This is a genomic window from Ktedonobacterales bacterium (genome assembly GCA_036557285.1).
Classification (GTDB): Bacteria; Chloroflexota; Ktedonobacteria; order Ktedonobacterales; family DATBGS01; genus DATBHW01.
The window spans coordinates 16,014-39,516 of the sequence record DATBHW010000056.1 but is presented as its reverse complement, the minus strand read 5'-3'; the positions used below and the strand labels follow the sequence as shown (position 1 = coordinate 39,516).

Below are 23,503 nucleotides of genomic sequence, written 5' to 3'. Positions count from 1 at the left end.
GATGCGACGCTATCTGCGCTTTCTAGGCGGGTATCTCTCCGCCAATTTGCAGGCGGCTATGGAATATCGGGCTGGATTCTGGAGTCAGGTCATCAGCATGGCCCTGAACGACGGGCTGTGGCTGGGCTTCTGGTGGCTCTTCTTCCGGCGCTATCCCGTCGTGCAGGGCTGGGTGGTCAGCGACATCATCGTCATCTGGGCCGTTCCGACGGCGGGCTTTGGCCTGGCAACCGGCATCTTTGGACGGGCGCAGCGCCTGGCAGACGTCATCACCAGCGGCGCGCTGGATAGCTACCTCACGCTGCCCAAAAACGTCTTGCTGCACGTGCTGATCAGCGCCACCAGCGCCAGCGCCTGGGGCGATTTGATCTTTGGCGTAACGGTGTTTATCCTGTTCATTCGCCCATCACCGTTCGATTTCCTGCTCTACCTGGCATTGGCGCTGATGGTCGCTATCATCTTCACAGCGTTTCTGGTGCTGCTGGGGTCGCTGGCGTTCTGGCTGGGCAACAGCGAAGGGCTGTCGCAGCAGCTCATGGGCGCGCTGATCAGCTTCGCCACCTATCCGACGGCCATTTTTCACGGCGCGGTAAAGCTGCTGCTGTTCACCGTACTGCCCGCCGGATTCATCTCGTACTTTCCGGTGGAACTGCTGCGCTCCTTCCGCTGGCCGTTGTTTCTAGGGCTGCTCGCCTTCACGCTGGGCATTGCCACGCTGGCCTGGCTGGTGTTTCATCGAGGGCTGCGCCGCTACGAGAGCGGCAACCAGCTGGGAGCGCAGGCGATCTAGCATGCTGCTGGACCGCTTCTAGAGACAAAAAGAGGCGAAGGCTGAGGATAGCTGCTCAGTCTTCGCCCTGATCTTCTCTCTGATGCGCTGGGCGTCTAGTGGCCGCAGCCGCACGCGCGGGCCTGGCCGCCGTCACCGGCTGTCTTGAAGGAATGCCCACAGCCGCACGTACTGACGGCATTAGGGTTATTGACGGTGAAGCCAGCGCCCATCAGGCCGTCAAGGTAATCAATCTCGGCCCCGCCGATATACGTCGCGCTCATGTCGTCAATGAAGACGCGCACGCCATTCACCTCGACCACCTCGTCACCCTCCTGGGTAGTGTCGAGCGTCATACCATATTGCAGCCCAGAGCAGCCGCCACCGGCAACGAAAACTCGCAGGCCCAGCTCAGCGTCATCCTCCTGCTCCAGCAGCGCGCGAATTTTTTCAGCGGCCACAGAAGTCAACGTGACCAACGGGATAGCGACTTCGGAGCCAGTATCTTTCTGCTCAATCATGGAAACCAACCTCACTTTCGGTTTGAGGGCAGAATCGGTTAAAAGAACGTTTCTTGCTCTTTGCCCAGATTATACTACCTCTGGGGGGTATCCGTCAAGCGAGCAAATGCCGTGACGCCTTGCTTCGACTATGCTGTACGTATATCTGCCGATGGAGCGAAAGCGCCAGGAGTGCTATACTGGCTATACGGGGTCAGCGAGCGCCACATGAACAGGCGTTGTTGCGCGGAGGCGCAGATGGATAAGCCCGATCTCTTATTGGAAGCAAACGACGTGGTAGAACCACTGCCCATTCGTGTCGTGCTGGCAGACGATCACGCCCTGGTACGCGAGGGGACGCGCCGTCTGCTGGAAGCGGAGTCTGACGTGCAGGTGATCGCAGAGGCGGCCAGCGGCATAGAAGCGGTTGCCGCCGTCGAACAGGGGCGCCCGGATGTAGTAATTATGGACATCGCCATGCCTGGAGGCAATGGCATCGAGGCAACCAGGAGCATCAAGCAGCTTTCCCCTCAAACAGCCGTGCTGGCGCTGACCGCCTATGATGATGATCAATATGTGATGGCGCTGCTGGAGGCAGGGGCCGCAGGCTTTCTGTTGAAAAACGTTCATGGGCGCGAACTGGTTGAGGCTGTGCGCGCGGTGCATCGCGGGGAGCCAATTCTAGACACAGCCGTAGCAGCGCGCGTGCTGCGCCGCATGGCAGGCGGCACGCCATCGAACGCGCTCCCCGAAGCGGCGCTCAGTGATCGTGAAATGGAGGTGCTGCGGGAAGCCGCGCGTGGGCTGCCAAACAAAGAAATTGCCCGGCGCATGGGCCTGAGCGTGCGCACCGTCCATACCCATCTCGGCAATATCTTCGGCAAGTTGCAAGTAGGCTCACGAACCGAGGCCGTCTTACAGGCGCTTCGACGTGGCTGGATTCGTCTTGAGGAAACTGAGGGGGATACCTGATGTCTGTGCATGCGCCCTCGAACGCGCCGCCAGAAACAGAAAGCGTGGCTCAGCCAGAAACGCGCCAGACCACCCAAAACACCATACAGCAAGTGCTGGTGACAGTCATATCGTTATCGCTCATCGTTGCTCTGGCTGCCTGGGCGCTGAAAACCTATCTCCCACCAGTCGCGCCCTATGGGGAACGCGCGGCCTTCATCTTCCCGCTGCTGATCTTGCTGGTTGAACTGGGCGCGCGCTGGCTAGCCTATCGCGCCTTGCTGGGCGGCAATCGGGTAATTGATCTTCAGGCGCAATTTGCGCCAGATGGGCAGGGCTTCTCGCTGCCGCAGATCACCCTCCCATTATATCTGGCGTGCGCCGTGTTGCTGGGCGCACAGACGGCGGTCCTGGCCGCCGTCATCATCGAAACCCTCTTGCAGATCATAGCCATAACCCAACAGACCAGAGGAATCAAAGAAGCCAGCTATCGCGTGGCAACCAATGGGGTAGTGGTATTGGCTGGCGGAGGATGCTATACGGCGCTTGTCTGGATAGCCGGACAACAAATCCATCATCCACCATTTGAGATCAGGCTGGGCGCTGCGGCTGTCGGAGCGATGGTCATGCTCATCCTTTATCCCGCGATCGCATTACCCCTGGTGGCAAAAAGCCCTGGCAAATCCCCGCTGCGTTACTGGACAGCCTATTTCAGAACGCCTGCGGCGCGCTTTCAGTTGCTGCTTTTGAGCATCGGGCCACTGCTCCCGCTGGTCGAGGAACTGGATGATCTGGAGGCAGAATTAGCCTGGGTACTCTTCCTGGCGCCGCTCTTTGCCATCTACTATCTGGCAATCGTCAGCCTGCGCTTCCAGCGTCAGACCGAAGAACTGCGCGCCAGCCTGCAAGCACTGCGCCAGGCGCGCCGCCGCCAGGCGGAACTACAAGATTATGCCGCGCTGGTTATTCGGGCGCAAGAAGACGAGCGGCGGCGACTGTCGCGCGAACTGCATGACGACACGGCCCAGGCGCTGATCGCCCTCTCGCGCGGCCTGGAAGCCCTGGCCGACTCGCGCAGCGCCGGGCGCGCCCAGGCAAACGACGCCCGCTGGGTCGAAGACCTGCGCGAACTGGCAGACCGCTCGCTGGAAAGCGTGCGGCGCGCCTGCCGCGATCTGCGCCCATCCATCCTCGATGATCTGGGTCTGGCGGCTGCGCTCGACTGGCTGGCAGAGGGAGCCATTCAGCGAGGGCTGCCCTGCACCCTGCGCATCGAGGGTTCCTCTTTTGCAGTCCCCGGCGAGGCAGAACTCGTCTTCTTTCGTATCGCCCAGGAGGCGCTCTCTAATGTCTGGCGCCATGCCCAGGCCAGCCAGGCCGAAGTGCTGCTGGCCTACGAGCCTGGGCTGCTGCGCCTCCGCGTGCAGGACGACGGACAGGCGTTCGATCTGACCAGAGCAAGACAGCGCCGGAGCAGCAGCCTGGGAATCCTGGGGATGCGCGAGCGCGCCGGGCTGGTGGGCGCGGAACTCAAGATCACCTCGACGCCGGGCCAGGGAACGGCGGTTGAAGTGTGCCTGGCGCTGCCGACAGGCGCCTGACTGGCAATCAGTCGTATTACCTGGACAGGTTACGCATTTCTGCCGATGCGTCCTGGGGCGCTTCCGGCTACACTATCACCAGGGCGGGATTCATGCTGAACTTAGCTGCGCCTGCTTGTTGTTGGCGAGGCGGCAAACAAGCGGCAGCACCACTGACCGTCAAGTGGCGCTCTTCGGACCCCTGGCAGCTCGGTAGGAACCGCCCTTCTTTTTTCCTTCTACACTTCTCTTCCCCATTTCTCCCCTTTTCTCTTCTTTGCGCTCCCTTCCCTTTCCCCTCACCAGCACTGCCGTATGCTATAGTATACGGATAGAGATGCTCACCTATTTCCTCCCGCTGGCGATATTGAGCATGCTCTATTGAGCACCGCCAGCGACCAAGGAGCGCTTTTCATGAGAATGACGAATCTGCTCCACCAGGGGTACAACGCTGTCCCCATCTTGCTGGAGCAACACGAAGGGGCTGGCTCAGGAGCCGGAACGCCCCGCCAAGAGCAGAGCGCGGCGTTCGGGGCCAGGCAGCGTCTCGCCACCGCCGCCGGATCAGTAGCCTGTTATCGTCTAGCGTCGCTGGCCGACCAGGGCATTGCCGATCTGACACGCCTCCCCTTTACCGTCAAGATTTTTTTGGAGAATCTGCTGCGCCTGTGCGGCGGCCCACATGTGACCGAGCAAGACGTAACCACCCTGGCGCGCTGGAGTCCGACGCAGCCCGCAGACCATACCTTTGCCTTCCTGCCCGCGCGCGTCATTCTTCAGGACTTTACCGGCGTTCCTGTTGTCGTTGATCTGGCGACCATGCGCACAGCAGTCGCAGCCCTGGGCGGCGATCCTGGCAAGATTAACCCCCTCGTTCCGGTTGATCTGGTGATTGATCACTCCGTCCAGGTGGACCGCTTCGGTTCATCGCTGGCCTTCAACTTCAACGTCGAGCAGGAATACCAACGCAACGGCGAACGCTACGCCCTCTTGCGCTGGGCGCAGCAAGCCTTCCAGAACTTCAGCGTCGTACCCCCTGGCACCGGCATTGTTCATCAGGTCAATCTGGAGTATCTGTCAAAGGTCGTCCAGACCAGGCAGGAGGGCAGCGAAACGATTGCCCTGCCCGATACCCTCGTTGGCACCGACTCACACACGACAATGGTGAACGGCCTGAGCGTGCTGGGCTGGGGCGTCGGCGGCATCGAGGCCGAGGCCGTCTTGCTGGGCCAGCCCATCGAGATGGTCACGCCCATCGTCGTCGGCTTCCGCTTCACCAACGGCTTGCCAGAAGGCGCAACGGCCACCGATCTGGTGCTGACCGTCGCCGAAATGCTGCGCAAGCGCGGCGTAGTTGGCAAATTCGTCGAATTCGCCGGGCCGGGCCTGAGTCAACTCAGCCTGGCTGACCGCGCTACCCTCTCCAACATGGCCCCCGAGTACGGCGCGACCGCCGCGCTCTTTCCCGCCGATGCCGAAACCCTGCGCTACCTGCGCCTGACTGCCCGCGAGGACGTGGTTGATCTCGTCGAGCGATACACCAAAGAGCAGGGCCTCTTCCGCACCGACGAAACACCCGACCCGCAGTTCAGCGAACTGATCGAACTTGATCTTTCCACCGTCGAGCCAAGCCTGGCCGGCCCCAGGCGCCCCCAGGACCGCGTGGCGCTGCCCAATGTGCGCGGTAACTTCTACTCGGCATTTCCGGCCCCCGCTGCGGCTGTCCACCGCAACGGCGATGAAGGCGAAGTCGCCGTTGCGCCCGCGCCGACAGCCGTTGAGGTGCAGTTGGACTCCGAGCGTGTGTCCCTGCGCAATGGCTCGGTGGTCATTGCCGCCATCACCAGTTGCACCAATACCTCCAATCCTACCGTGATGGTCGGGGCCGGACTGCTGGCAAAGCACGCCGTCGAGCGCGGGCTGCGCGTCCGATCCTCCGTCAAGACCAGCCTGGCCCCTGGCTCCAAGGTCGTCACCGACTACCTGGAACGCGCCGGACTGATGCCCTATCTCGAAGCGTTGGGCTTCCATCTCGTCGGCTACGGGTGTACGACGTGCATAGCCGCAGGGACTCCTGTGTTGCTTGCCAACGGAACAGCGCGTCGCATTGAACACATGCCAGACGCGGGTGGAGCGGTGCTTTTCGGCCCTACGGCAGACGGTACGCTGCGTATGGCTGTGCAAACCGAAGCGATAGATCAAGGCATGCGTGCGTGTGTCTCACTCGTCCTGCAAGATGGACGCAGCCTGGTCTGCACACCGGACCATATGATTCTGTGTGCGGATGGTCGCTGGGTGCGCGCAGACCAGCTTGTGCAGGGCCAGGATCGCGTAGTGGTTGGACTGGAAGCCCCCCTGGACGAGCCTGGCGCTGACGAATCTGGCTACGCGCTGTGCGCGGGCGGCCTGACGTTTTCCCTGGATACCCCGCAGGAACGGCTGCGCACATTGGCGTTTGCGCGCCTGGTGGGTCATCTCCTCAGCGACGGCTCGATCAGCGTCCTTGGGCAAGGGCGCATGCACGTTGGACAGGCCGTTGACCGCGCAGCCGTTCTCAACGATGTCGAACTGCTGACGGGCTGCCGCCCCGCAGCCACGCGCTACGACGAGCGGAAGTGGACCATTGTGCTGCCGATGCATCTCACAAAAGCCATCAGCACCCTGCCTGGTGTACGCATCGGGCGACGCATCGAGCAGACTCCGATGCTGCCAGCATTTGTATTGGACGAGCGATGTCCTGTGGCGGTGCTGCGCGAGTTCCTGGGCGGCCTCTTCGGAGCGGATGGACACGCTCCCGTCTTACACCGCTGGGGCAAAGATGAAGAACAATCAACGCTCGAACCTCCTCAGTTTTCTCAGAGCGTCAAACCAGAACAGACAGAAACCCTCAAACGAATCATCGGCGATATTGTTCGCCTCCTGGCGCGCTGTGGTGTCGAGACTGACGGGGCCAGGATATATGAATATCAGACGCGGCAGGCGGCCTCCTCCTATCCCACTGCACACGATGGCATTCCGCGTGTCGAGGTTCGTCTGGCGCTTCCAGATGGCCTTTCGTTCGTGGAGCGCGTTGGATTCCGCTACTGTATAGACAAGCAGATGCGCGCCAGTGCAGCAGCGGTGTATTGGCGCACAGTGAAGATGATCAACGAACAGCGCCTATGGATGTCGTCTCGTCTGGAAGAGTTGCACGAGTCGCAGCGCGAACTGTCGTTCTCTCGTGCGCGCCGTATGGCGGCGGCAGAACTGACGCAGCGCGAAACTGCGATATTCCCGCATTACTCGCTGCTTGAGGGACATGATCGCTTCTCGCGGCTCCCACAAGCGACGGCACGCCCATTTCAACCGCTGCATCGGGATAGCTGCGGCTTCCTCTCACCTGTCGAGATGTTCAAGCAAATGGGGGTGCGCGAGTGGTTTGCGCCGCTACGCTCGCGGGCGGAAACTGATGCTGCCAAACGCTACTGTGTCGAGAAAGAGGCGCTGACCCTCCCCACCTTCACCCTTCAGGTAGTGGACCGCCAGGCAGCAGGCAAACGGCAAGTGTTCGACCTGGCTGTAGATGACATTCATGCCTTTCTAGCTGGCACGATAGCGGTCCATAACTGCATCGGCAACAGCGGGCCACTGCTGGAGCCGATTTCGGCAGCCATCCAGGAGAATAACCTGGCCGTCGTCTCCGTCCTCAGCGGCAACCGCAACTTCGAGGGCCGCATCCACCCCGACGTGCGCGCCTCCTACCTGGCTTCGCCGCCGCTGGTCGTCGCCTACGCCCTGGCCGGAACCGTCGAAGTAGATCTGGCGCACGAACCAGTTGGCGACGACCACAACAGCCAGCCCGTCTATCTACGCGACATCTGGCCCTCGTCGGCGGAGATTCGTGACACCATCGCGGCCTCGCTCAGCCCGGAGATGTTCAAGCACGAGTACGCGCATGTCTTCGACGGCGATGACCGCTGGCGCGCCCTGCCGGTCCCCGAAGAAGGCAACCTCTACGAGTGGGACACCGCTTCCACCTACGTCCAGATGCCCACCTTCTTTGAGGGCATGGCCCCCCAGCCAGGGCCGCTCAACGACATCAACAACGCCCGCGTGCTGGCAGTGCTGGGCGACTCCGTGACCACCGATCACATCTCTCCGGCTGGCTCGATTGCCAAAGATAGCCCTGCCGGAAAGTATCTGATCGCGCATGGCGTGGAGCCGCGCGACTTCAACAGCTATGGCTCGCGGCGCGGCAACCACGAAGTCATGATGCGCGGAACCTTTGCCAACATCCGCCTGCGCAACCAGCTTGTCTCCAAAGAGGGCGGCTGGACCGCTCACCAGCCGGATGGCGAGGTCATGACCATCTACGACGCCGCCATGCGCTATCAGCAGGAAGGCACTCCGCTGCTCATCTTCGCTGGCCGCGAGTATGGCAGCGGCAGTTCGCGCGACTGGGCGGCCAAAGGCACGATGCTGCTGGGCGTCAAAGCCGTGATCGCCGAAAGCTACGAGCGCATCCACCGCAGCAACCTGATCGGCATGGGCGTCCTGCCGCTCCAGTTCCGCTCTGGCGAGAACGCCAACTCATTAGGGCTGGATGGCCGCGAAACCTACGAAGTGACCGGCATTGCCGAGGGGCTTACCCCTGGCAAAGCACTCAGCATCCGCGCGGTGCGCAGCGATGGCAGCCAGGTGCGCTTCTCGGCTCTGGCTCGTCTCGACACCCAGGTCGAGATCGACTACTACCGAAACGGCGGCATCCTCCCGGCAGTGCTGCGCGACCTCATGAAGTAAGCCTGGCACGCTATCTCTCGATGCTGGAAGCAAGCACGCAGGGCGCTATCGTTTGACAGCGCCCTGCGTGCTCTTTTTCCTCTCCCCGCTTTCTGCCTATCGCTGCTGTCAACCCATCTATGGTATACTACCGATAGACCATAGGAACGGTATGTGTAGGTAATCTTCACTCGCAGCCTCTCACCCCGAAGGAGGGTATACTATGGTTCTACTGAAGGCGCCGATACGTATCAATCAACTCACTGCGGGTGGGCAGTATCCCCATGAAGACTGTGGTGAGTCCTGCGCGAGTTCGATCCTCACCGACTTTGGTCGCCCCCATTCAGTACGAGACATCGAGGACTTTGCGAAGAAGTATGGAGACGCGCCTAAAGGTGGGACGGGCGCTGAGGTGTACCATGCCCTGTTTCATCAGTATGGAGTTCCAAGTATCCTTCGCAGGGGTCTCCAGGCTGACTGGCTGCTGCCTGCGCTCGACAACAAACATGAGTGTATGGTCGCTATCTGGTCGAATCATGCAGGAGACCCCACACCAGGCAGCACTCTTGGACACTGGGTGATTGTCTACGGGTACGACGATGCGAAGTACTATTTCATGAACCCAGTGAATGAGCAACTCCAAACCTGTTCCATCCAGCAGTTGAGGGATGCTGCGCAGAACCTCGGACTGGAGATCACCACTGTCCTGCCCAAGGATCAGGAAGGGGGGAGTCACGGTATGTTGGTCCATCATCCGCTAAATAATGCACGTCTTGATGTTTTTTATCTGAGTCCTGACGGGAACATCTGGCATACGTACAGTGAGAGGGGCGGGAGCGGGCTGGCTCATGATGCCGAGCACAACAAACAGAATCTCGGACACCCAGGGCAGGAACCACTGGCTCCACTCCAGACCGATGCTGCCTATGACAACACGGGGAACTATATTGATATTCTCGCTGTGGGCATCAGTGGGCAGGTCTATCTGCTGACGATCCATCCCGATAATAAGGTGGTGACACCCTGGGTGGCCTTGAGTGGGGTACAGATTAAGCTTCCCGCTCCTCCAGTGGGGTAAATGCTCGCATTTGGGCCACGAGTCAGGCATACCACTGGAGGAGGAAACGATCATGGGCAGGAACAAGGCTCAGAGCCAGCAGCAAGAAACAAAGCGATCACCGTCAGAAAGCCAGCGATTGCTTGATACCATGCAAGCCAGGGGCTTGCTGTCGAATGATGATTTCGATGAAACAGCCCTCGAAGCCTCGTTGCCTCCCTATGGGAGCGACGAAGAAGCAGCACTCTTTGAGGAACTTGCTCATGAACTCGGTAAAGTGTTTCAGGCTGCTGAAACAACGATAGCTGAGGAGGTACGTGCGGAGCGGGATGAATGATCGTCTTTTTGGATACAAGCGCCGTTGCCAAGCGTTATGTTGCGGCGCTGCGTTATCCCTCTTTGTGACAGCAGATGATAAGCTGCTTCGTATCGCAGACGCTGAAGGTTTAGCGACAGATGATCCAGAGAATCACTAGAGATTCTTTCAACCCGCTTGCTTCAACAGCCGCGCCCAGCGCCGCGCCTGCGCAGCCTGCTCGCGCACCTGCGCCCTATCGAGCAAACCGCGCTCGGTGATTACCACGCTCACCAGCGAAGCGGGCGTGCGATCAAAATAGATGTTGCGCGCGCGCACCCCTGGCAGATCGGCGGGCAAAACGACTTCTGCGGGGTCCATCTCCTCCAGATGGGCTTGCCTGAACGGCGCGATCTTCAGTCGCTCCGCCAGCGCCAGGAACGGGACACGCTGCGGGCGGCTGGCGCGAGACGCCAGCGCCAGCAAGAGCGTTCCCGCTTTATTCACCACCGCGCCATCGGCCAGAATGCTGTCAGCGCCCACCACCACCGCCGCGCATGCGGGGATAAACAGCCCGGCCTCAGCGTCGGTCAGCAGCGTGACACGCATCCCGGCGGCGGCAAGCGCCCGCGCCATCGTTCGGCCTTCGCAGCGCGGCCTACCCTCCGTCACATAGACCTGCTCGATCTGCTGCTTGCAGGCCAGCAAAGCCGCCTGCACCGTCCCCGAAAGGCTGTGCGTCAGCAGCGTGCCACGCAGATATGGCCGGGCGTGGTTGGCGATCTGCTCTGCTGCCGTTGCCCAACCAGAGATCGCTTCTTCAGCCGCGCGGCTCGCCCGCTCTAATGCTAACCGCTCTAGCGCCGTTGAAGGGTTAGACCCGCGCAGGCCAGGCGTCTCAGCCGCCTCAGCCCAGATGCGCCCAACCGTATTGGCAACGGCCACCATACTGGGGCGGCTGGCAGCCAGATCACGCGCCGCCTGGCGCAACCTCTGGAGCGCCGCCAGCGCATCAGCCTGCGGCTCCAGCCCTTGCAGCGCGCACACGCGCAAAATGTCGGCGGCCTCGCGGGCCAGCGCGCTGGCTCCATGCGCGCGATCATCGCGCACCCAGGCGATACGCGCCGCAATCGGCTGCTCTGACGCCTTTTCCTCAGCCATCGCTGCCTATGGCCCTTCGGTGGACGCCGGTTGCTCATGTGGGGTTTCGGGTGGATAGACCCGCTGGAACGCCTCCTTGAGCATCGGCACCGTCTCATACTGGCCGAGGTCTTTTGGGGCGATCCAGCGCATCTCCGTGTGTTCCCAGTCGGTCTGAATGCTGGCGGCATCGGCGACCAGGAACAGGTACGGGTGAACCGTCCACTCGCGGCCTATGTCAGCGTCAACGAAGGTCAGCGGCTCGCCCCGGCACAGCAGCGTCACATCCTCGCGCTCCAGATGGGCCTCTTCAGAAAGTTCGATATACGCCTGCTCATCTGGCGGCGCTTCCACAAAGCCGCTCACGCCAGCCCAGCGGCCATGATAGGTTCCCACCCGCTGGCTGCGCCGCAAAAGCAATATTTCTTCGCGGCCATCAGGACACCGCCGCAGCAAAAAGCAGGTCACAACATCGGCATGTTGCATAGAACACTCAGCAGCAATCCAGGGTCAGCGCCTGCTGACCAACGGGCCAGATTGATCTGGTCAGACTTGGATCAACACGATTGATCTTCCATTTGCCATCCTCAAGAACAAGCTGCACACTCTTTGTTTCATCAACCGCCGTGCCTCCGCCCTGCTTCACCAGCGTCACCTTGATTGCAGCGGTAGCCTGATTGTTTTGCGTCCGAAGGTTGCTGATCTGGTAGCTATCAATCGTGCCAATCAGTTCAAAAGTCGCCCGGAAAGACTCCTCTGTCAGGCGGCTCTGATAGCTGCTAGAAAGCTGATCGTAGGCAGTCCCGTAATCACCCGTATGGAGCGCGCTATAGAACGTATCGAGCGTCGCCTGCGGACTGTTCAGCGCGCTTTGGATCGAGAGCAGGTTGACCGTAATCACCCCCCCCAGGCCCAGGCAGCTTACAATGACTATGCCCCCAACTATCGCCAATACGAGCGGCAGGAGCTTGCGCCGTTTGCCCTGCTTGCCAGAGTCGCTCCCCTGCAACTTTGCAGGCACGCCCATAGGCGACAGCGGGCCGGAATAAGGGTGGCGGCGCGCGGCGCGCCCACTCAGCTCGTGTCGTCTTTGCGGCTTTTGCCGCCGGTCAAACGGCTCCTCAGCAGCAGCGAGATCGCCAGAACTCGCGCGCGCCGTCGCTGAGGTTTCACCGGGCCTCTCATCATCAAACGGATTCAACGAATTGGTCATAAAGCCCTTCTTTCTGGGCTGAGTTTATAATGGCGCCGCCAAACCAGCGTTCACCGCAGAACATTGCTGGTTGGGCGGCGGAAGGAAAAACGCGATCTTCCAACCTTTGTTTTCCTGCAAGAGTTGTATTGGATCAATATACTGCTCTTTGGCGCGAGTCACCTGCACATTTACCGAGGCGTGGCCGTTCTCCTGCCCGCGCGCGCTGGTAGCATAGGCTGTGACCGTCCCAAGCTGGCGATCCAGACAGGAGAACAAAATGATGTACAGTTGCTGCCCGGTTGCCACATGATTCTTCTGCGCATCAAGATTCAGAACTTGCTGCGTCGTGCTATAAAGCAGTTGAAAGGCCGCTGTATAATCCTGGCTTTTAATATCCGCATAATAGGCATCCGTCACGCCTTCCGGGCTATGGGTATAGAGTGTGTAGAGCAGCAGGCCAACGCAGGCGCAGGCCATCACCAGAAATGCCAGCCCGCCGCCGACACTGAGCCAGATCCATTTCTTTTTTGAGCGCCTCCTGGGTGGAGACGGCAGTACATAGGGCGGAGGAAGCGCATAAGGCGGGGCTGCTGAAGAGATCGGTGGCGCGCCGTAACCACCTAGAGGCGGCGGTGGGGGCGGAGGTACATACCCTGAAGATGCCCCATCAGCGGGGTGATGAGAAGGCGCTATGGGCTGGGTCGGCGCGAAACCCCCTCCAGCCGATGAGGCCAGCCGCTCCGTCGGCGCGCTGGCTCCTCCACCTGCTGGAGCCAGGTACTCTGTCGGCGCATGAGCAGCGCCAACTGCCGCCAGCTCAACAATGATACGCGCCGCGCCAATGGTGATGACATCGCCAGCGTGCAAAAGGTGAGACACATGCGGCTGAAGCGGGCGCCCATTGAGCAGCGTGCCATGCGTACTGCCCACATCCAGCAGCGTGTATTCCTCGCCCTCCGGCCATACCTCGGCCTGGCGAACGGAAGCCCTGGTATCATCAATAACAATGGTATTGGCAGGCGCGCGCCCAAGCGTCACAACCTCTTTTCCAAGCTCGTACCGGCCAAAAGGACCGCGCAAAGCTCCACGCATGCCGACCTCGCTGTCCCTTTCATCGTGATCGTGCGCCAGCGCCGCAAGCAGCGCCCAGCCTTGCCAGACGCCATCACACCTGGCTCTGGCGCTGTCCAGGTGTCCATTGACTGATCTGCCACTTCCCCTTCTCATACACCAGTTGAAGCGTATCTGGATTAAATGCGCCCTTGTTCGGGTCGCGCGTCACATTAACCGAAGCCACCTCATTGGTAGTGGAGGAGCCAACAGGCTTCACGCTGACAATATGGTAATCCGTCACCGCGCCCCGGTCCTTATCAAGCTGCTCAAAGACCACCGTAATGTAGTTTTGCTGACCACCATGCAGTTCGAGATAATCAGGTGTAAACATCCCGGTTGCCGCCGTGTAGTTCTGCTTCTTCAGATTGTCATAGAAGGGCGTCACTACCTGAGTCGTCGCATTGGGGATGGATGGACCTTGCGGCGTTCGATGGCTCAGCAGGAAAAACGCCAGGCCCGTCCCGCCTAGAATCAGCAGCACCGCCAGAACCCCGCCAATCAACAGAGGAAACCGCTTGCTGCCGCGCCTGGCTGCCCCAACGCCCACTCCCGGCGCGCCCTGATAGCCCTGCGGCGGCGCTCCAAACGCAGGCGCGCCGGGATAATACCCCTGAGCCTGGCCCGGAGGGTTTCCCGGATAAGGGCCGAAGGGATTGGGAGGCGGTCCAGCAGGCTGAAAAGGCGCGCCTGGCTGCGCGGGCGGCCCGTAACTGGGCGTGGGTGGCGCGCCAAAAGGGGGCAGCGGCGCGTCATTCGTCAGAGCAGGAGAGAAGCCCATTTGCTCCGATGGCGCGAACGCCGTCGGCTGGGGGGCCGCCGGTTGCGGGGCTGCTGGAAAAGCACCCTCCGCAAGCTCCACTACGAGCCGGGTGCTGCCAATGATGATGACATCGCCACTGCTCAGCGGCTGGGGCATCTGCGGCGCCAGCCGTCCTCCATTGAAGAACGTGCCATTGCTGCTGCCGACATCAACCAGCATATAGCCTGTTCCCTGAAGAAACACCTGGAGATGCCGACCGGACACCTGATTATCGTTGATGACCAGCTTATTTGAGGATGACCGCCCAATCGTCACAGGTTCCAAGCCAAGTTCGTAACGACCAAACGGACCAAGTAGTGCGCCTGGCATTGGCTGCTTCCTTCCCCCCGACACTCCTGACATCGGCGGCTGGGCGCGTTGTCTTGCGTCCAGCCACCAGCGCCATGATATACTTCTTACACGCCTGCTAGCTGCTGGCGAAATCTCACACGCGGCTTATCACTGCCACTGACGACGCCGCGCCGCCAACGACGCAAATTACGACACTGTATCGAGCGCCCTGCCCTCCTAAGCCCTCAGCGGAGGGCCGCGTCTGCGCTTCCAGTGCTGCTGGCGCTCCCCCTCTCTGCCCTGTAGGAGCCGTTGTAGGTGTTGCGGCTGGAGCCGTCGGCTGTGCGGCTGGCGGCGCTGGATTCTTGTTCAGCACCGTTCTCACACCAAACACAATCCCTACCACGATCAGCGCCAGAACAATGATGCTGCCCGCCAGCAGAAAGAGGTTGCGACCAGTGCGCTTTTTGACCGGCATAGCGCCCCCAGGCGGGGGATAGCCTCCTGGCGGGCCAAACGGCTGGCCTCCTGGCGGCGGGAAGCCTGGGCCTGCGCCTGGCGGAGCGCCAGGCGCTCCAAAGGGCGGGCCGAAGGGCGCGCCGCCTGGCCCTCCTGGCGGCGGAAAACCTCCTGGCCCACCTGGCGGGCCAAAGGGCGCGCCACCTGGCGGCGGAAAATCTGGCCCCTGGGCTGGAGGCACTCCAAACGGCGCGAGGCCCGGTCCCCCTGGCGGCGGAAAGCCAGCGACAGGCGGCGCGCCATCAAAGCTCCCTGGTCCCCCTGGCGGGCCAAATTGATTGGGCGGTGGAAAGCCCCCAGGAGCCGCCGGAAATGGCTCCTGGGGCGGTGGAAATGGCGGCGCACCTGGACCGGGCTGCCCCGCAGGGCCAAAGCCGCCCGGCGCGGGCGCAAAGCCAGGAGGGCCAGGCGGCGGCTGGCCGATGCCGCCCCCAAAAGGCTGGGCAGCCGCCCCCGGATCAGCCGCGCCAAAACCGCCAGGCGCGCCAGCCGCTTGCGGCTGACTGGCTTGCCAGGGCGCGTCGGCAGTGAGTTCAAAGTGCAGTTCAATCCCGCCGGAGCCACCCAGCGTAATTGTATCGCCAGCATTTAACGGCTGCGGCTGGCCCGCGCTCAGCTTGACCCCATTGACCGCCGTGCCATTGGTGCTGCCTACATCTATTACTTGATAACGGCCATCGGCCAGGGGTTGGATTTCCGCGTGCTTACTCGAAATCTGGCTATTCGTCAGCACCAGGCGATTGTTACGACTCCGCCCAATGGTCAGCGCCTGGCCTCCCAGATCGATCAGACCGGATGGTCCGCGAATGGATGCACCCATACATTCCTCTTTTACTTCGATGATCTCGTCGGCAGCGCAGGGCTGCCAGCCAACATGGCCGGTGAGTAGCTCGCCCCTCTTGCCCAGGAGAGTCAGGGGGTTCTGCCCTGCCGTCTCTCCTGTCTCGGCCCTCGGTGTCAGCGTCTATTATAGAGCCAGGAGTAGCGAACGTCAACGGGCCGCTGAAAGCAGGTTCTCCCAAATCTGAGGTGTTGGCAAGCGAGGCGTGTTACTTGTAGCGCCGCCTTCTTGGCGGCCAACGCTGCGCCCTGGCGAGCGTGCGCCCTCCAGGCCAGCGGACCAGCAGTCCAACGCTGGCCGCCAAGAAGGGACGCGCGAGCGACCAACGGGAGCGAGAGGACGGGGCAACAGCCGAGGCAAGCGGCAGAGACGCGCGAGCGAGGCACAGCCGAGCGAGCATGGCCGCGCCCAGCGCGGTCAAGCGGCTCTGGCGAAGCCCTTCCCGAAGGGGGGCGGCGCTACAAGTGACCCCCGATAATTAGTGGAACCCTGAAAGCGGACGCCCCAGCCCAAAGCCTCGCTCCTTACCAGGATGGGTGGTGTATCCTCTCTGAGAAGGCTATGCTATACTCCTCTGCAGAAGTGCCTATCGGCGCTCTTTGGCTTTTATGCCCGCAGGAGAACCCCATCGTGCTGCATCTGGATTTTATTCGCCAGCATCCCGATCTGGTGCGCGACGCCTTGCGCAAGCGCGGCGCAAACGCGCCTCTGGAGGAAGTACTGGCCTTTGCGGAGCAGCGCGCCGGCCTCATTACTCGCTGCGATGCCTTGCGCGCGAAGCATAAGCGCGAGGAAGAGCGGCTGCGCGACGCCTTGCGCGCGGCGTCGCCTGCGGTGCGCAAGCAGCTTTCCGCGCCCCTTCAGGCGGCTCAGAGCGAGATCAAGAAGCTCGAAATCGAGATCGGCAACCTCGAAAGCGACCTGCATATGCTGCTGCTGCAATTTCCCAACCTTCCGCATTCCAGCGTCCCCGAAGGCAGCAGCGAAAACGACAACAGCGAGATACGGCGCTGGGGAGAACCCGTCGCTTTTCTGCATCCACCAGCGCCACATTGGGAGCTTGGCGAGCGGCTCAAGCTCATTGATTTTGAGCGCGGCGTCAAGATCGCTGGCACACGCTTTTATATCATGCGCGGACTGGGCGCCAGGCTGGAACGCGCCCTGCTCAACTTCATGCTGGATGTGCACACCACCGAGCATGATTACCTGGAAGTATTCCCGCCTTTCCTGGTGAAACGCGCCGCCATGTTAGGAACAGGCCAGCTTCCCAAATTCGAGGACGACGCCTATCACTGCACAGAAGATGACCTCTTCCTGAACCCGACGGCTGAAGTACCCGTCACCAATCTGCACCGCGATGAAATCCTGGAGCCAGGGACACTGCCCATCCGCTATGCCGCTGCTACCGTGGCCTTTCGGCGCGAGGCAGGCTCCGCCGGACGCGACACGCGCGGCCTGACACGCGTGCATCAATTCAACAAAGTCGAACTGGTGCAGCTCGTCGAGCCGGACCACTCCTATGAAGCCCTGGAAGGGCTGGTCGCCGACGTAGAGGATATTTTGCAGCGTCTGGTGCTGCCCTATCGCGTCATGCTCGTCTGCGTGGGAGACCTTGGCTTCAGCGCGGCCAAAACCTATGACCTGGAGGTCTGGATGCCCGGCCAGCAGCGTTTCGTCGAAGTCTCCTCGGTCAGCAACTGCGAAACGTTTCAGGCGCGCCGCGCCAGCATCAAATATCGCCCGGCCAACGACGCGCACGCCGAATACGCCCACACCCTCAATGGCTCTGGCCTGGCCGTCGGGCGCACCCTCGCCGCCATCCTCGAAAACTACCAGCAGGCCGACGGCTCCATCGTCGTCCCGTCCGTCCTGCGCCCCTACATGGGCGTGGCAACAATTGAAGAGGCATAAGCTCCGGCTGCTGGGAAGCATTGACCAACTCATGATAAAATAGCGCCATGAAAACCCACGAGCATACCAGCCAATCATCAGCCCACGCCTGGAGCCGCCGCGAAGTGCTGAAAGCTGCGGGTGGCTTAGCTCTGCTGGGGCTGGCAGGCTGCGGCACAGACACCACGCCCCCGCCGCTCAGCAGCCCGGCAACGGCTCAGCCGACCAGCACGCCGACGCCAACTCCTCCGCCAGCGCCCGTCACGCTGGCCTACACCGGCGATGTCATGTTTGGGCGCACTGTCAACAGCCACATGCTGGCGACGGCTCTCAACGATCCCTACCCCTTCACCTACACCGCCGATTTCCTGCGCGGCTTCGATCTGACCATCGGCAACCTGGAATGCGTTATCTCCAAACTCGGCGCGCCGGTCCCCAAGTCGTACAACTTTCGCGGCGACGCTCGCGCCTATGATCGGCTGCTCAACGCCGGTTTCGATCTGGTTTCGGTTGCCAACAACCACAGCGGTGACTATGGGAAAGCCGCCTTCCTCGACGAACTGACCACCCTGCCCAGGCGCGGCTTAACCCCCATTGGCGGCGGCCAGAATAAGCAGCAGGCGCACACGCCCGTCTTCAAGACGGTCCGCGATACTACTATCGCTTTCCTGGCCTACGACGAGATCGACCCCTTTTCTTTTGCCGCCACCGACAGCACGCCCGGCCATGCCTGGCTCACCGAAGACGCGCTCCGGCAAGACATCAAGCGCGCCCGCGCCCAGGCCGATTTCGTCATCCCCTATCTACACTGGGGCATCGAATACGATACCGGACTCACCGCGCATCAGCGCCATCTGGCCCAGGTCGCCATAGACTCCGGCGCCGATGTGGTCGTCGGCGCGCACCCACATGTCATCGAGCCGCACGAAACCTACAAGGGCAGGCTCATCGTCTACAGCCTGGGGAACTTCGTCTTCGATAATATGTATGAAGAGGTTGTCCGACGCGGCAGCATCCTTACTCTGACTGTCCAGAAAAATCAGTTGCTCGCGTGGGAGCTTGTCGCCACGCGCATCGGCGACTGGGGCGAGCCAAAGCTCCTGAAGAGCTAACCCCTCAATGGCCTTATACTGGTTAGAAGATGCTTTGCTTCAGGCTCAGCAGGCTTTACGGCAGATTCGTCTCGCGCATAAAGCCCTCCTCTTCAGCGTCCTCCTCATCCACTTCTTCCTGACTATTTGCTTTATCAGCGTTCGTCAGGCGCGCAACAATCGCGGGCAGATCGCTCGCCAGCTTCGAGTTCGAGATCACGCGATCCGCCCCCGCGCGCCGCGCAGCCTGCTGCGCCTCCAGATCGATATGCGAACCAAAGGCCAGCGTGGGTATACGCGCTCCCCTGGCCTGGGCGATCACCTGCTCCCACTCCACGCCAGCTATCCCTGCATGGACAATCGCAAGCGCGGGCGCGCCTGCCGCCAGCTTGCGCGCAAAATCTTCCGCGTTACGCGCCACCTGCGTCTCGTAGCCCAGGGGACTGAGCGTATCCCGAATCTTCACGCTAAAAAACAAATCCCGTTCAAGCAGCAGGATTTTTTTCGTCTCGCTCATAGCCTCTATCCTTTGCTCAGCGCAGGCTGAGCGCCGAGTAGATCTCGCCCAAATAGCGGCTGGGGATCGTCGCCAGCAGCGTGGTGCTGGTAAACCCTTGCTGGCGGGCCAGCGCCTCCCACGTCCGATACGAAAGCGGATACGGTACCCACCAGTTGCCCCGATCAGCATTGTATTCCACCAGAATCAACCGCCCTGGGGGCTTGAGATAGCCGCGCACCAGTTGCAGCGCCGGACCTTTCTCGCGCTGAAAGTGCAAGGAGTTCGCCATCACCACCCCATCCAGCGGCGGCAGGTCCAGCCGCTGTGAAAAATCAGCGGCGAGATAGTTCACCGTCGTCGCCGGAAAACGGGCGCGCAGCGCCTTCTCCTGCTCGCGCAGCGCCCCCCGGTCCTTGTCCACTGAATAGATCTCGCCGGTTGGGCCGAGCAGATCGGCCAGCGCCAGCGTAAAAGCGCCTGAGCCAGAGCCAAGATCGGCCCAGACGCCTCCTTCTGGCTCAGACACACCAGCGCGCAGCAAGCGCACATGGTCGTTATGATTCATAGGGTCTCCTGGGCAGATTCTTTACATAAAGAACCTGCCAACATAGATCGCCTCACCAGGGCTTTTCGCCTGGGCGCAAGACCGGAGCCTGCACCGGAAATTGATCGAGGTTCAGCAGCCCGCTGCCGGTATTGAACAACACCACCTCATCTTCCGGCTTCAGCGCGCCATTCGCCAGCAGCGCGCGATAGGCGGCCACCGTCGCCGCGCCCTCAAGCCCGGCGAAGATGCCCTCGGTGGCCGCCAGCAGGCGCGCCGCTTCCAGCATCTCCGCGTCGCTCACCGAGAGCGCCGTCCCGCCGCTCTCGCGCACCGCGCGCAGAATCAGAAAATCGCCGATAGCCGCTGGCACGCGCAATCCACCCGCCAACGTCTGCGCCCCCTGCCAGGGTTCCGCTCTCTCCGCTCCGGCGTGAAAGGCGCGCGCCAGCGGCGCGCAGCCCTCCGCCTGCACGATACTCATCTTCGGGCGCGCCGAACCAATCCAGCCCAGCGCCTCCAGTTCCTCAAACGCCTTCCACATGCCGACAATACCTGTGCCGCCGCCCGCCGGATAGATGATCGCAGCGGGGAGCCGCCAGCCAAGCTGCTCTGCCAGCTCAAAGCCCATTGTCTTCTTCCCCTCGGCGCGATACGGCTCCTTGAGCGTCGCCACATCGAACCAGCCGCGCTCCTCTTTCAGCGCCGCCACCATCGCCCCCGCGTCGTTAATGAGTCCCTGCACCAGATAGAGGTTCGCGCCGCTCGCGGCCACCTGGACTTTTGCGCTCTCCGGCGCGTCTGCGGGCATAAAGACCGCTGCGGGCAATCCCGCGCGCGCCGCGTAGGCTCCTAGCGCCGCGGCGGCGTTGCCCGCGCTGGGTGTCGCCAGCGCCTGCACACCCAGCGCCCGCGCCCGGCTCACTGCCGCGCTCATCCCGCGCGCCTTAAAGCTGCCGGTTGGATTCTGCCCCTCATCTTTCACCAACACCCGCGCCCCCACAAACCCCAGCGCCCGGCCTAGCTGCTCGCAGGCCAGCAAGGGCGTCATTCCCTCGCCCAGGCTCACCACATCCGCTCCCCGACGCGCTGGCAGCAGTTCATGATAGCGCCACATCGTTGCCGGGCGCTCTGCCAACGCCGCGCGTTCCCATTCGCGCCGCGCCCGCGCCAGGTCATAGCGCGCCAGCAGCGGCTTGCCACAGCAGGCGCTCACCGTCTGCAACCGCTCGGCCTCATACGCCTGCCCGCAGCGGCTGCACTCCAGATGCGTCAGATAACTATAGGCTGACATTGGCTGGTATCCTCTTCTCTTGCACTGCTTCCTTGCACTGCTTTCTCGCACATCTGTTATTATAGGACTTGAACGATCAGCAAAACACAGCGAGGTGTCTCGCGCGCCTCTTTGTTTTTTAGCGCGCCCAAAGGATATATCTGATGACCACTCCCCCGTACCAACTGCTCATGCTGGATATTGACGGCACGCTGCTGAATGAACAGGGCCAGATTACCCCGCGCACACGCCAGGCTATCGCAGCGGCGCAGGCTGCCGGAGTCCTGATAGTGCTGGCGACGGCGCGGCGCTATTTCAGCGCGGCCCGATTCGCCGCTGACCTCGGCCTGACGGGGCCTATCGCCAGCTATGATGGTGCGCTCATCCGCGTTCACCCTTCCGGCGAACGCTGGCACAGCGACCCGCTGCCTGCCGTCGTCGGCCAGGCAGCCGTTGACGCCATCGCCAGGCATGGCCTGCAACCATTGGCGCAGTACGATCTGGACGACGGCGAGCGCGTTCTGACCGGCCCCGAATCCGGCGACACTCCCTGGGAAGGCGACTATTTTACGCTCCTGGCATCTCCGCTTGAGCGCCATCCCCTGGACGAACTCTGCGCCGGGGGACACGATCCCCTGCGCGTCGTCGCCTTTGGGCCGGAAGAGCGCCTGGAACGCATTGCCGCCGATATGCGTCATCTGCCCTGCCAGGCGTATCTCAATCCGCTGGGCAGTTATGGCAGCGCCGAACTTTCGGTGATGAGTCCCACGACCAGCAAAGGCGCTGCCTTGAGTGTTCTCAGCAGCCGTTTGCAGCTAGCGCCAGGCCAGACAATGGCCCTGGGCGACAGTTTCAATGATCTCTCGATGCTCGGCCTCGCGGGCCTGGGGGTAGCGATGGGCCATGCCCCGCCGGAAGTACGCGCGGTGGCTCGCGCGGTCACACTCTCAAATACCCAGGACGGCGCAGCCCTCGCCATCGAACGTTATTTACTCAACGGCAACAGACCCGACAAATGAGGCGTCCATTCGGGAAGCATGGGGAGGTCAGGTATTGGTGGTGGGCTTGAATAAGCCAAATCGCCGACCCTTCAGCGGCCTCGTGGCCGTCTTGCCGGTCAGCTTGATGGCTTTATGGGCGGATGTCTGCTCGATCTGGTGCCTTTGCCAGAGACCTTGAGCCAGTTGGGCCACATCTTGCGCGGCCTGGCTCCTGGGTTGGCTGATCGTAAAAGGATGGCCGGTATTGACGGCGCGCATCACCATGCGCTCATCGCTCACGATCTCCCCAAGCACACGCTGGCCGAAGACCTGCCTGACCTGCGCGGGCGTCATCCCTGATGGGCTGGTTGAACGGTTGATAACAATGTGTACCTTCTCATCCAGTTCCAACTGCGCGGCCACCTCCAGAAATCTGGTCGTGTTCGCCACCACCGACATCTCTGGCGTGACCACCAGAAGAATCTCATCGGCCAGTTCCAGTATCGTCAGCGTCCTATCCTCATAGGAGGTAGGCAAATCCACCACCACCAGCGAGGCCAGCCCGCGAATAATCGTGAAAAGCTGCTGAAGCGAATTGGGTGTGACCCGCTCGGCTGTATCCGAATACGTAGGCGATAATAAGATAGAGACTCCCGAAGGATGGACATACGTTATCTGCTTGACGACATCGCCATCCAACATACCCTTTTCGTAGGCGCCGGTCTCAAACACGTTCTGCGGCGAGCGCACATCCATCACCACACGCACATCCCCAAACTGAAGGTTGCCATCCACCAGATACAGCAGTTCGCCAGGCCCCATCTGCCGTTTCAGAGCCACCGCCAGATTACAGGCCAGCACCGTTTTTCCGGCTCCGCCTTTGGCCGAAAAAACCGCGATCACCCGCCCCTGTGGTCGGTCGGGCTTCAGCGGGGCCAGGCGTGTCAAATCGGTCAGGTCTACCCCACTGCGAATCAGCAGAGCCTTCACGCGCAAGACCAGTTCGTCCATACGATAGGGCCGGAACAGCAGTTCGTCTAGCTCCACAATCCCTTTCAGCATCTGCTCCTGCACCAGAGAATACGAGTCTGCTGGCGGCATAATAATCAGCGCCGGAATTGCCGCCGCTGGTGATGGAGCCTCAGAAGTATTCCCTTGCTCTGTTGGCCCAGGTGATTGTCTCTGGTCCAGTAATACCCGAATCTGCGAGGCCGGTGGACTGATCAGCGAATCAACCAGGAGCAGCTTGAAACGCTTGCGCACCGCCGCATTCTCAAGCTCTGCTTGTGAAGTCACGACTTCAACATCCAGACCCTCACGCCACAGAACCGGCGCAATCTCCTTATGCTCCCTGGTATACACAAGTACGCATGGTCTTGTTGCCATCGCCTCAACCCTTCCCTGCAATACTGAAAGCC

20 protein-coding genes are annotated in these 23,503 nt (G+C 61.5%); 9 read left to right on the top strand and 11 right to left on the bottom strand.

Annotated elements, in window-relative coordinates:
* Window position 1: 1 nt before the first annotated feature.
* Window positions 2-790, top strand: a complete 789-nt coding sequence (locus VH599_17210; GenBank protein ID HEY7350061.1) for an ABC-2 family transporter protein — start codon at window positions 2-4, stop codon at window positions 788-790.
* A 95-nt stretch (window positions 791-885) separates the two neighbouring features.
* On the opposite strand, the gene erpA is transcribed toward VH599_17210, so the two are convergent.
* Window positions 886-1,290: an iron-sulfur cluster insertion protein ErpA gene (erpA, locus tag VH599_17205; GenBank protein HEY7350060.1), complete on the bottom strand. Its 405-nt coding sequence runs from the start codon at window positions 1,288-1,290 to the stop codon at window positions 886-888.
* A gap of 237 nt (window positions 1,291-1,527) precedes the next feature.
* Between erpA and VH599_17200 the strand changes: the two genes are divergently transcribed.
* The 5 genes from VH599_17200 to VH599_17180 all read left to right on the top strand — a co-directional run bounded on the left by VH599_17200 (window position 1,528) and on the right by VH599_17180 (window position 9,952).
* Window positions 1,528-2,241 carry a response regulator transcription factor gene (locus VH599_17200; protein ID HEY7350059.1) on the top strand — a complete coding sequence of 238 codons (714 nt, stop codon included), beginning with the start codon at window positions 1,528-1,530 and terminating at the stop codon, window positions 2,239-2,241.
* Window positions 2,241-3,821: a sensor histidine kinase gene (locus VH599_17195; protein HEY7350058.1), complete on the top strand. Its 1,581-nt coding sequence runs from the start codon at window positions 2,241-2,243 to the stop codon at window positions 3,819-3,821. The genes VH599_17200 and VH599_17195 overlap by 1 nt, the downstream gene beginning before the upstream one ends.
* A 393-nt stretch (window positions 3,822-4,214) precedes the next feature.
* Window positions 4,215-8,579, top strand: a complete 4,365-nt coding sequence (gene acnA, locus VH599_17190; protein ID HEY7350057.1) for an aconitate hydratase AcnA — start codon at window positions 4,215-4,217, stop codon at window positions 8,577-8,579.
* 202 nt (window positions 8,580-8,781) lie between these two features.
* On the top strand, window positions 8,782-9,636 hold the full coding sequence (locus VH599_17185; GenBank protein HEY7350056.1) for a hypothetical protein: 855 nt from the start codon (window positions 8,782-8,784) through the stop codon (window positions 9,634-9,636).
* Between the two features lie 52 nt (window positions 9,637-9,688).
* Entirely contained in the window at window positions 9,689-9,952 is a 264-nt protein-coding gene (locus VH599_17180; GenBank protein HEY7350055.1) for a hypothetical protein, read from the top strand.
* A gap of 147 nt (window positions 9,953-10,099) precedes the next feature.
* Here the strand turns inward: VH599_17180 and VH599_17175 are convergent, their stop codons facing one another.
* From VH599_17175 to VH599_17150, 6 genes are all read right to left on the bottom strand, one after another.
* Window positions 10,100-11,071 (bottom strand): hypothetical protein, encoded by a 972-nt coding sequence (locus VH599_17175; GenBank protein ID HEY7350054.1) that lies wholly within the window; start codon window positions 11,069-11,071, stop codon window positions 10,100-10,102.
* A 6-nt stretch (window positions 11,072-11,077) separates the two neighbouring features.
* Window positions 11,078-11,536 carry an NUDIX domain-containing protein gene (locus tag VH599_17170; GenBank protein HEY7350053.1) on the bottom strand — a complete coding sequence of 153 codons (459 nt, stop codon included), beginning with the start codon at window positions 11,534-11,536 and terminating at the stop codon, window positions 11,078-11,080.
* A 7-nt stretch (window positions 11,537-11,543) separates the two neighbouring features.
* Complete coding sequence (locus VH599_17165; GenBank protein HEY7350052.1) at window positions 11,544-12,263, bottom strand: NTF2-like N-terminal transpeptidase domain-containing protein; 720 nt, start codon at window positions 12,261-12,263, stop codon at window positions 11,544-11,546.
* 24 nt (window positions 12,264-12,287) lie between these two features.
* Complete coding sequence (locus VH599_17160; protein HEY7350051.1) at window positions 12,288-13,472, bottom strand: FHA domain-containing protein; 1,185 nt, start codon at window positions 13,470-13,472, stop codon at window positions 12,288-12,290.
* Window positions 13,411-14,487 carry an FHA domain-containing protein gene (locus VH599_17155; GenBank protein ID HEY7350050.1) on the bottom strand — a complete coding sequence of 359 codons (1,077 nt, stop codon included), beginning with the start codon at window positions 14,485-14,487 and terminating at the stop codon, window positions 13,411-13,413. The genes VH599_17160 and VH599_17155 overlap by 62 nt, the downstream gene beginning before the upstream one ends.
* 115 nt (window positions 14,488-14,602) lie before the next feature.
* Complete coding sequence (locus tag VH599_17150) at window positions 14,603-15,787, bottom strand: FHA domain-containing protein (protein ID HEY7350049.1); 1,185 nt, start codon at window positions 15,785-15,787, stop codon at window positions 14,603-14,605.
* Window positions 15,788-16,438: 651 nt separating this feature from the next.
* Between VH599_17150 and serS the strand changes: the two genes are divergently transcribed.
* Window positions 16,439-17,719 (top strand): serine--tRNA ligase, encoded by a 1,281-nt coding sequence (serS, locus tag VH599_17145; GenBank protein HEY7350048.1) that lies wholly within the window; start codon window positions 16,439-16,441, stop codon window positions 17,717-17,719.
* A gap of 47 nt (window positions 17,720-17,766) precedes the next feature.
* Complete coding sequence (locus tag VH599_17140; GenBank protein ID HEY7350047.1) at window positions 17,767-18,810, top strand: CapA family protein; 1,044 nt, start codon at window positions 17,767-17,769, stop codon at window positions 18,808-18,810.
* A gap of 55 nt (window positions 18,811-18,865) precedes the next feature.
* Here VH599_17140 and VH599_17135 read toward each other — a convergent pair whose 3' ends face one another.
* The 3 genes from VH599_17135 to VH599_17125 are packed head-to-tail and all read right to left on the bottom strand — an operon-like array spanning window position 18,866 to window position 21,126.
* Entirely contained in the window at window positions 18,866-19,306 is a 441-nt protein-coding gene (locus VH599_17135; GenBank protein ID HEY7350046.1) for a hypothetical protein, read from the bottom strand.
* Between the two features lie 16 nt (window positions 19,307-19,322).
* The gene (locus tag VH599_17130) at window positions 19,323-19,853 is read right to left on the bottom strand and encodes a methyltransferase domain-containing protein (protein ID HEY7350045.1); all 531 of its coding nucleotides are present in this window, start codon (window positions 19,851-19,853) and stop codon (window positions 19,323-19,325) included.
* A gap of 52 nt (window positions 19,854-19,905) precedes the next feature.
* Window positions 19,906-21,126, bottom strand: coding sequence for a threonine synthase (locus VH599_17125; protein HEY7350044.1), 1,221 nt, complete (start codon window positions 21,124-21,126; stop codon window positions 19,906-19,908).
* 143 nt (window positions 21,127-21,269) lie between these two features.
* Here VH599_17125 and VH599_17120 point away from each other — a divergent pair, with 143 nt between their 5' ends.
* Window positions 21,270-22,124: a Cof-type HAD-IIB family hydrolase gene (locus VH599_17120; protein HEY7350043.1), complete on the top strand. Its 855-nt coding sequence runs from the start codon at window positions 21,270-21,272 to the stop codon at window positions 22,122-22,124.
* 27 nt (window positions 22,125-22,151) lie between these two features.
* On the opposite strand, the gene VH599_17115 is transcribed toward VH599_17120, so the two are convergent.
* Complete coding sequence (locus VH599_17115; GenBank protein HEY7350042.1) at window positions 22,152-23,471, bottom strand: P-loop NTPase; 1,320 nt, start codon at window positions 23,469-23,471, stop codon at window positions 22,152-22,154.
* Window positions 23,472-23,503: the final 32 nt, after the last annotated feature.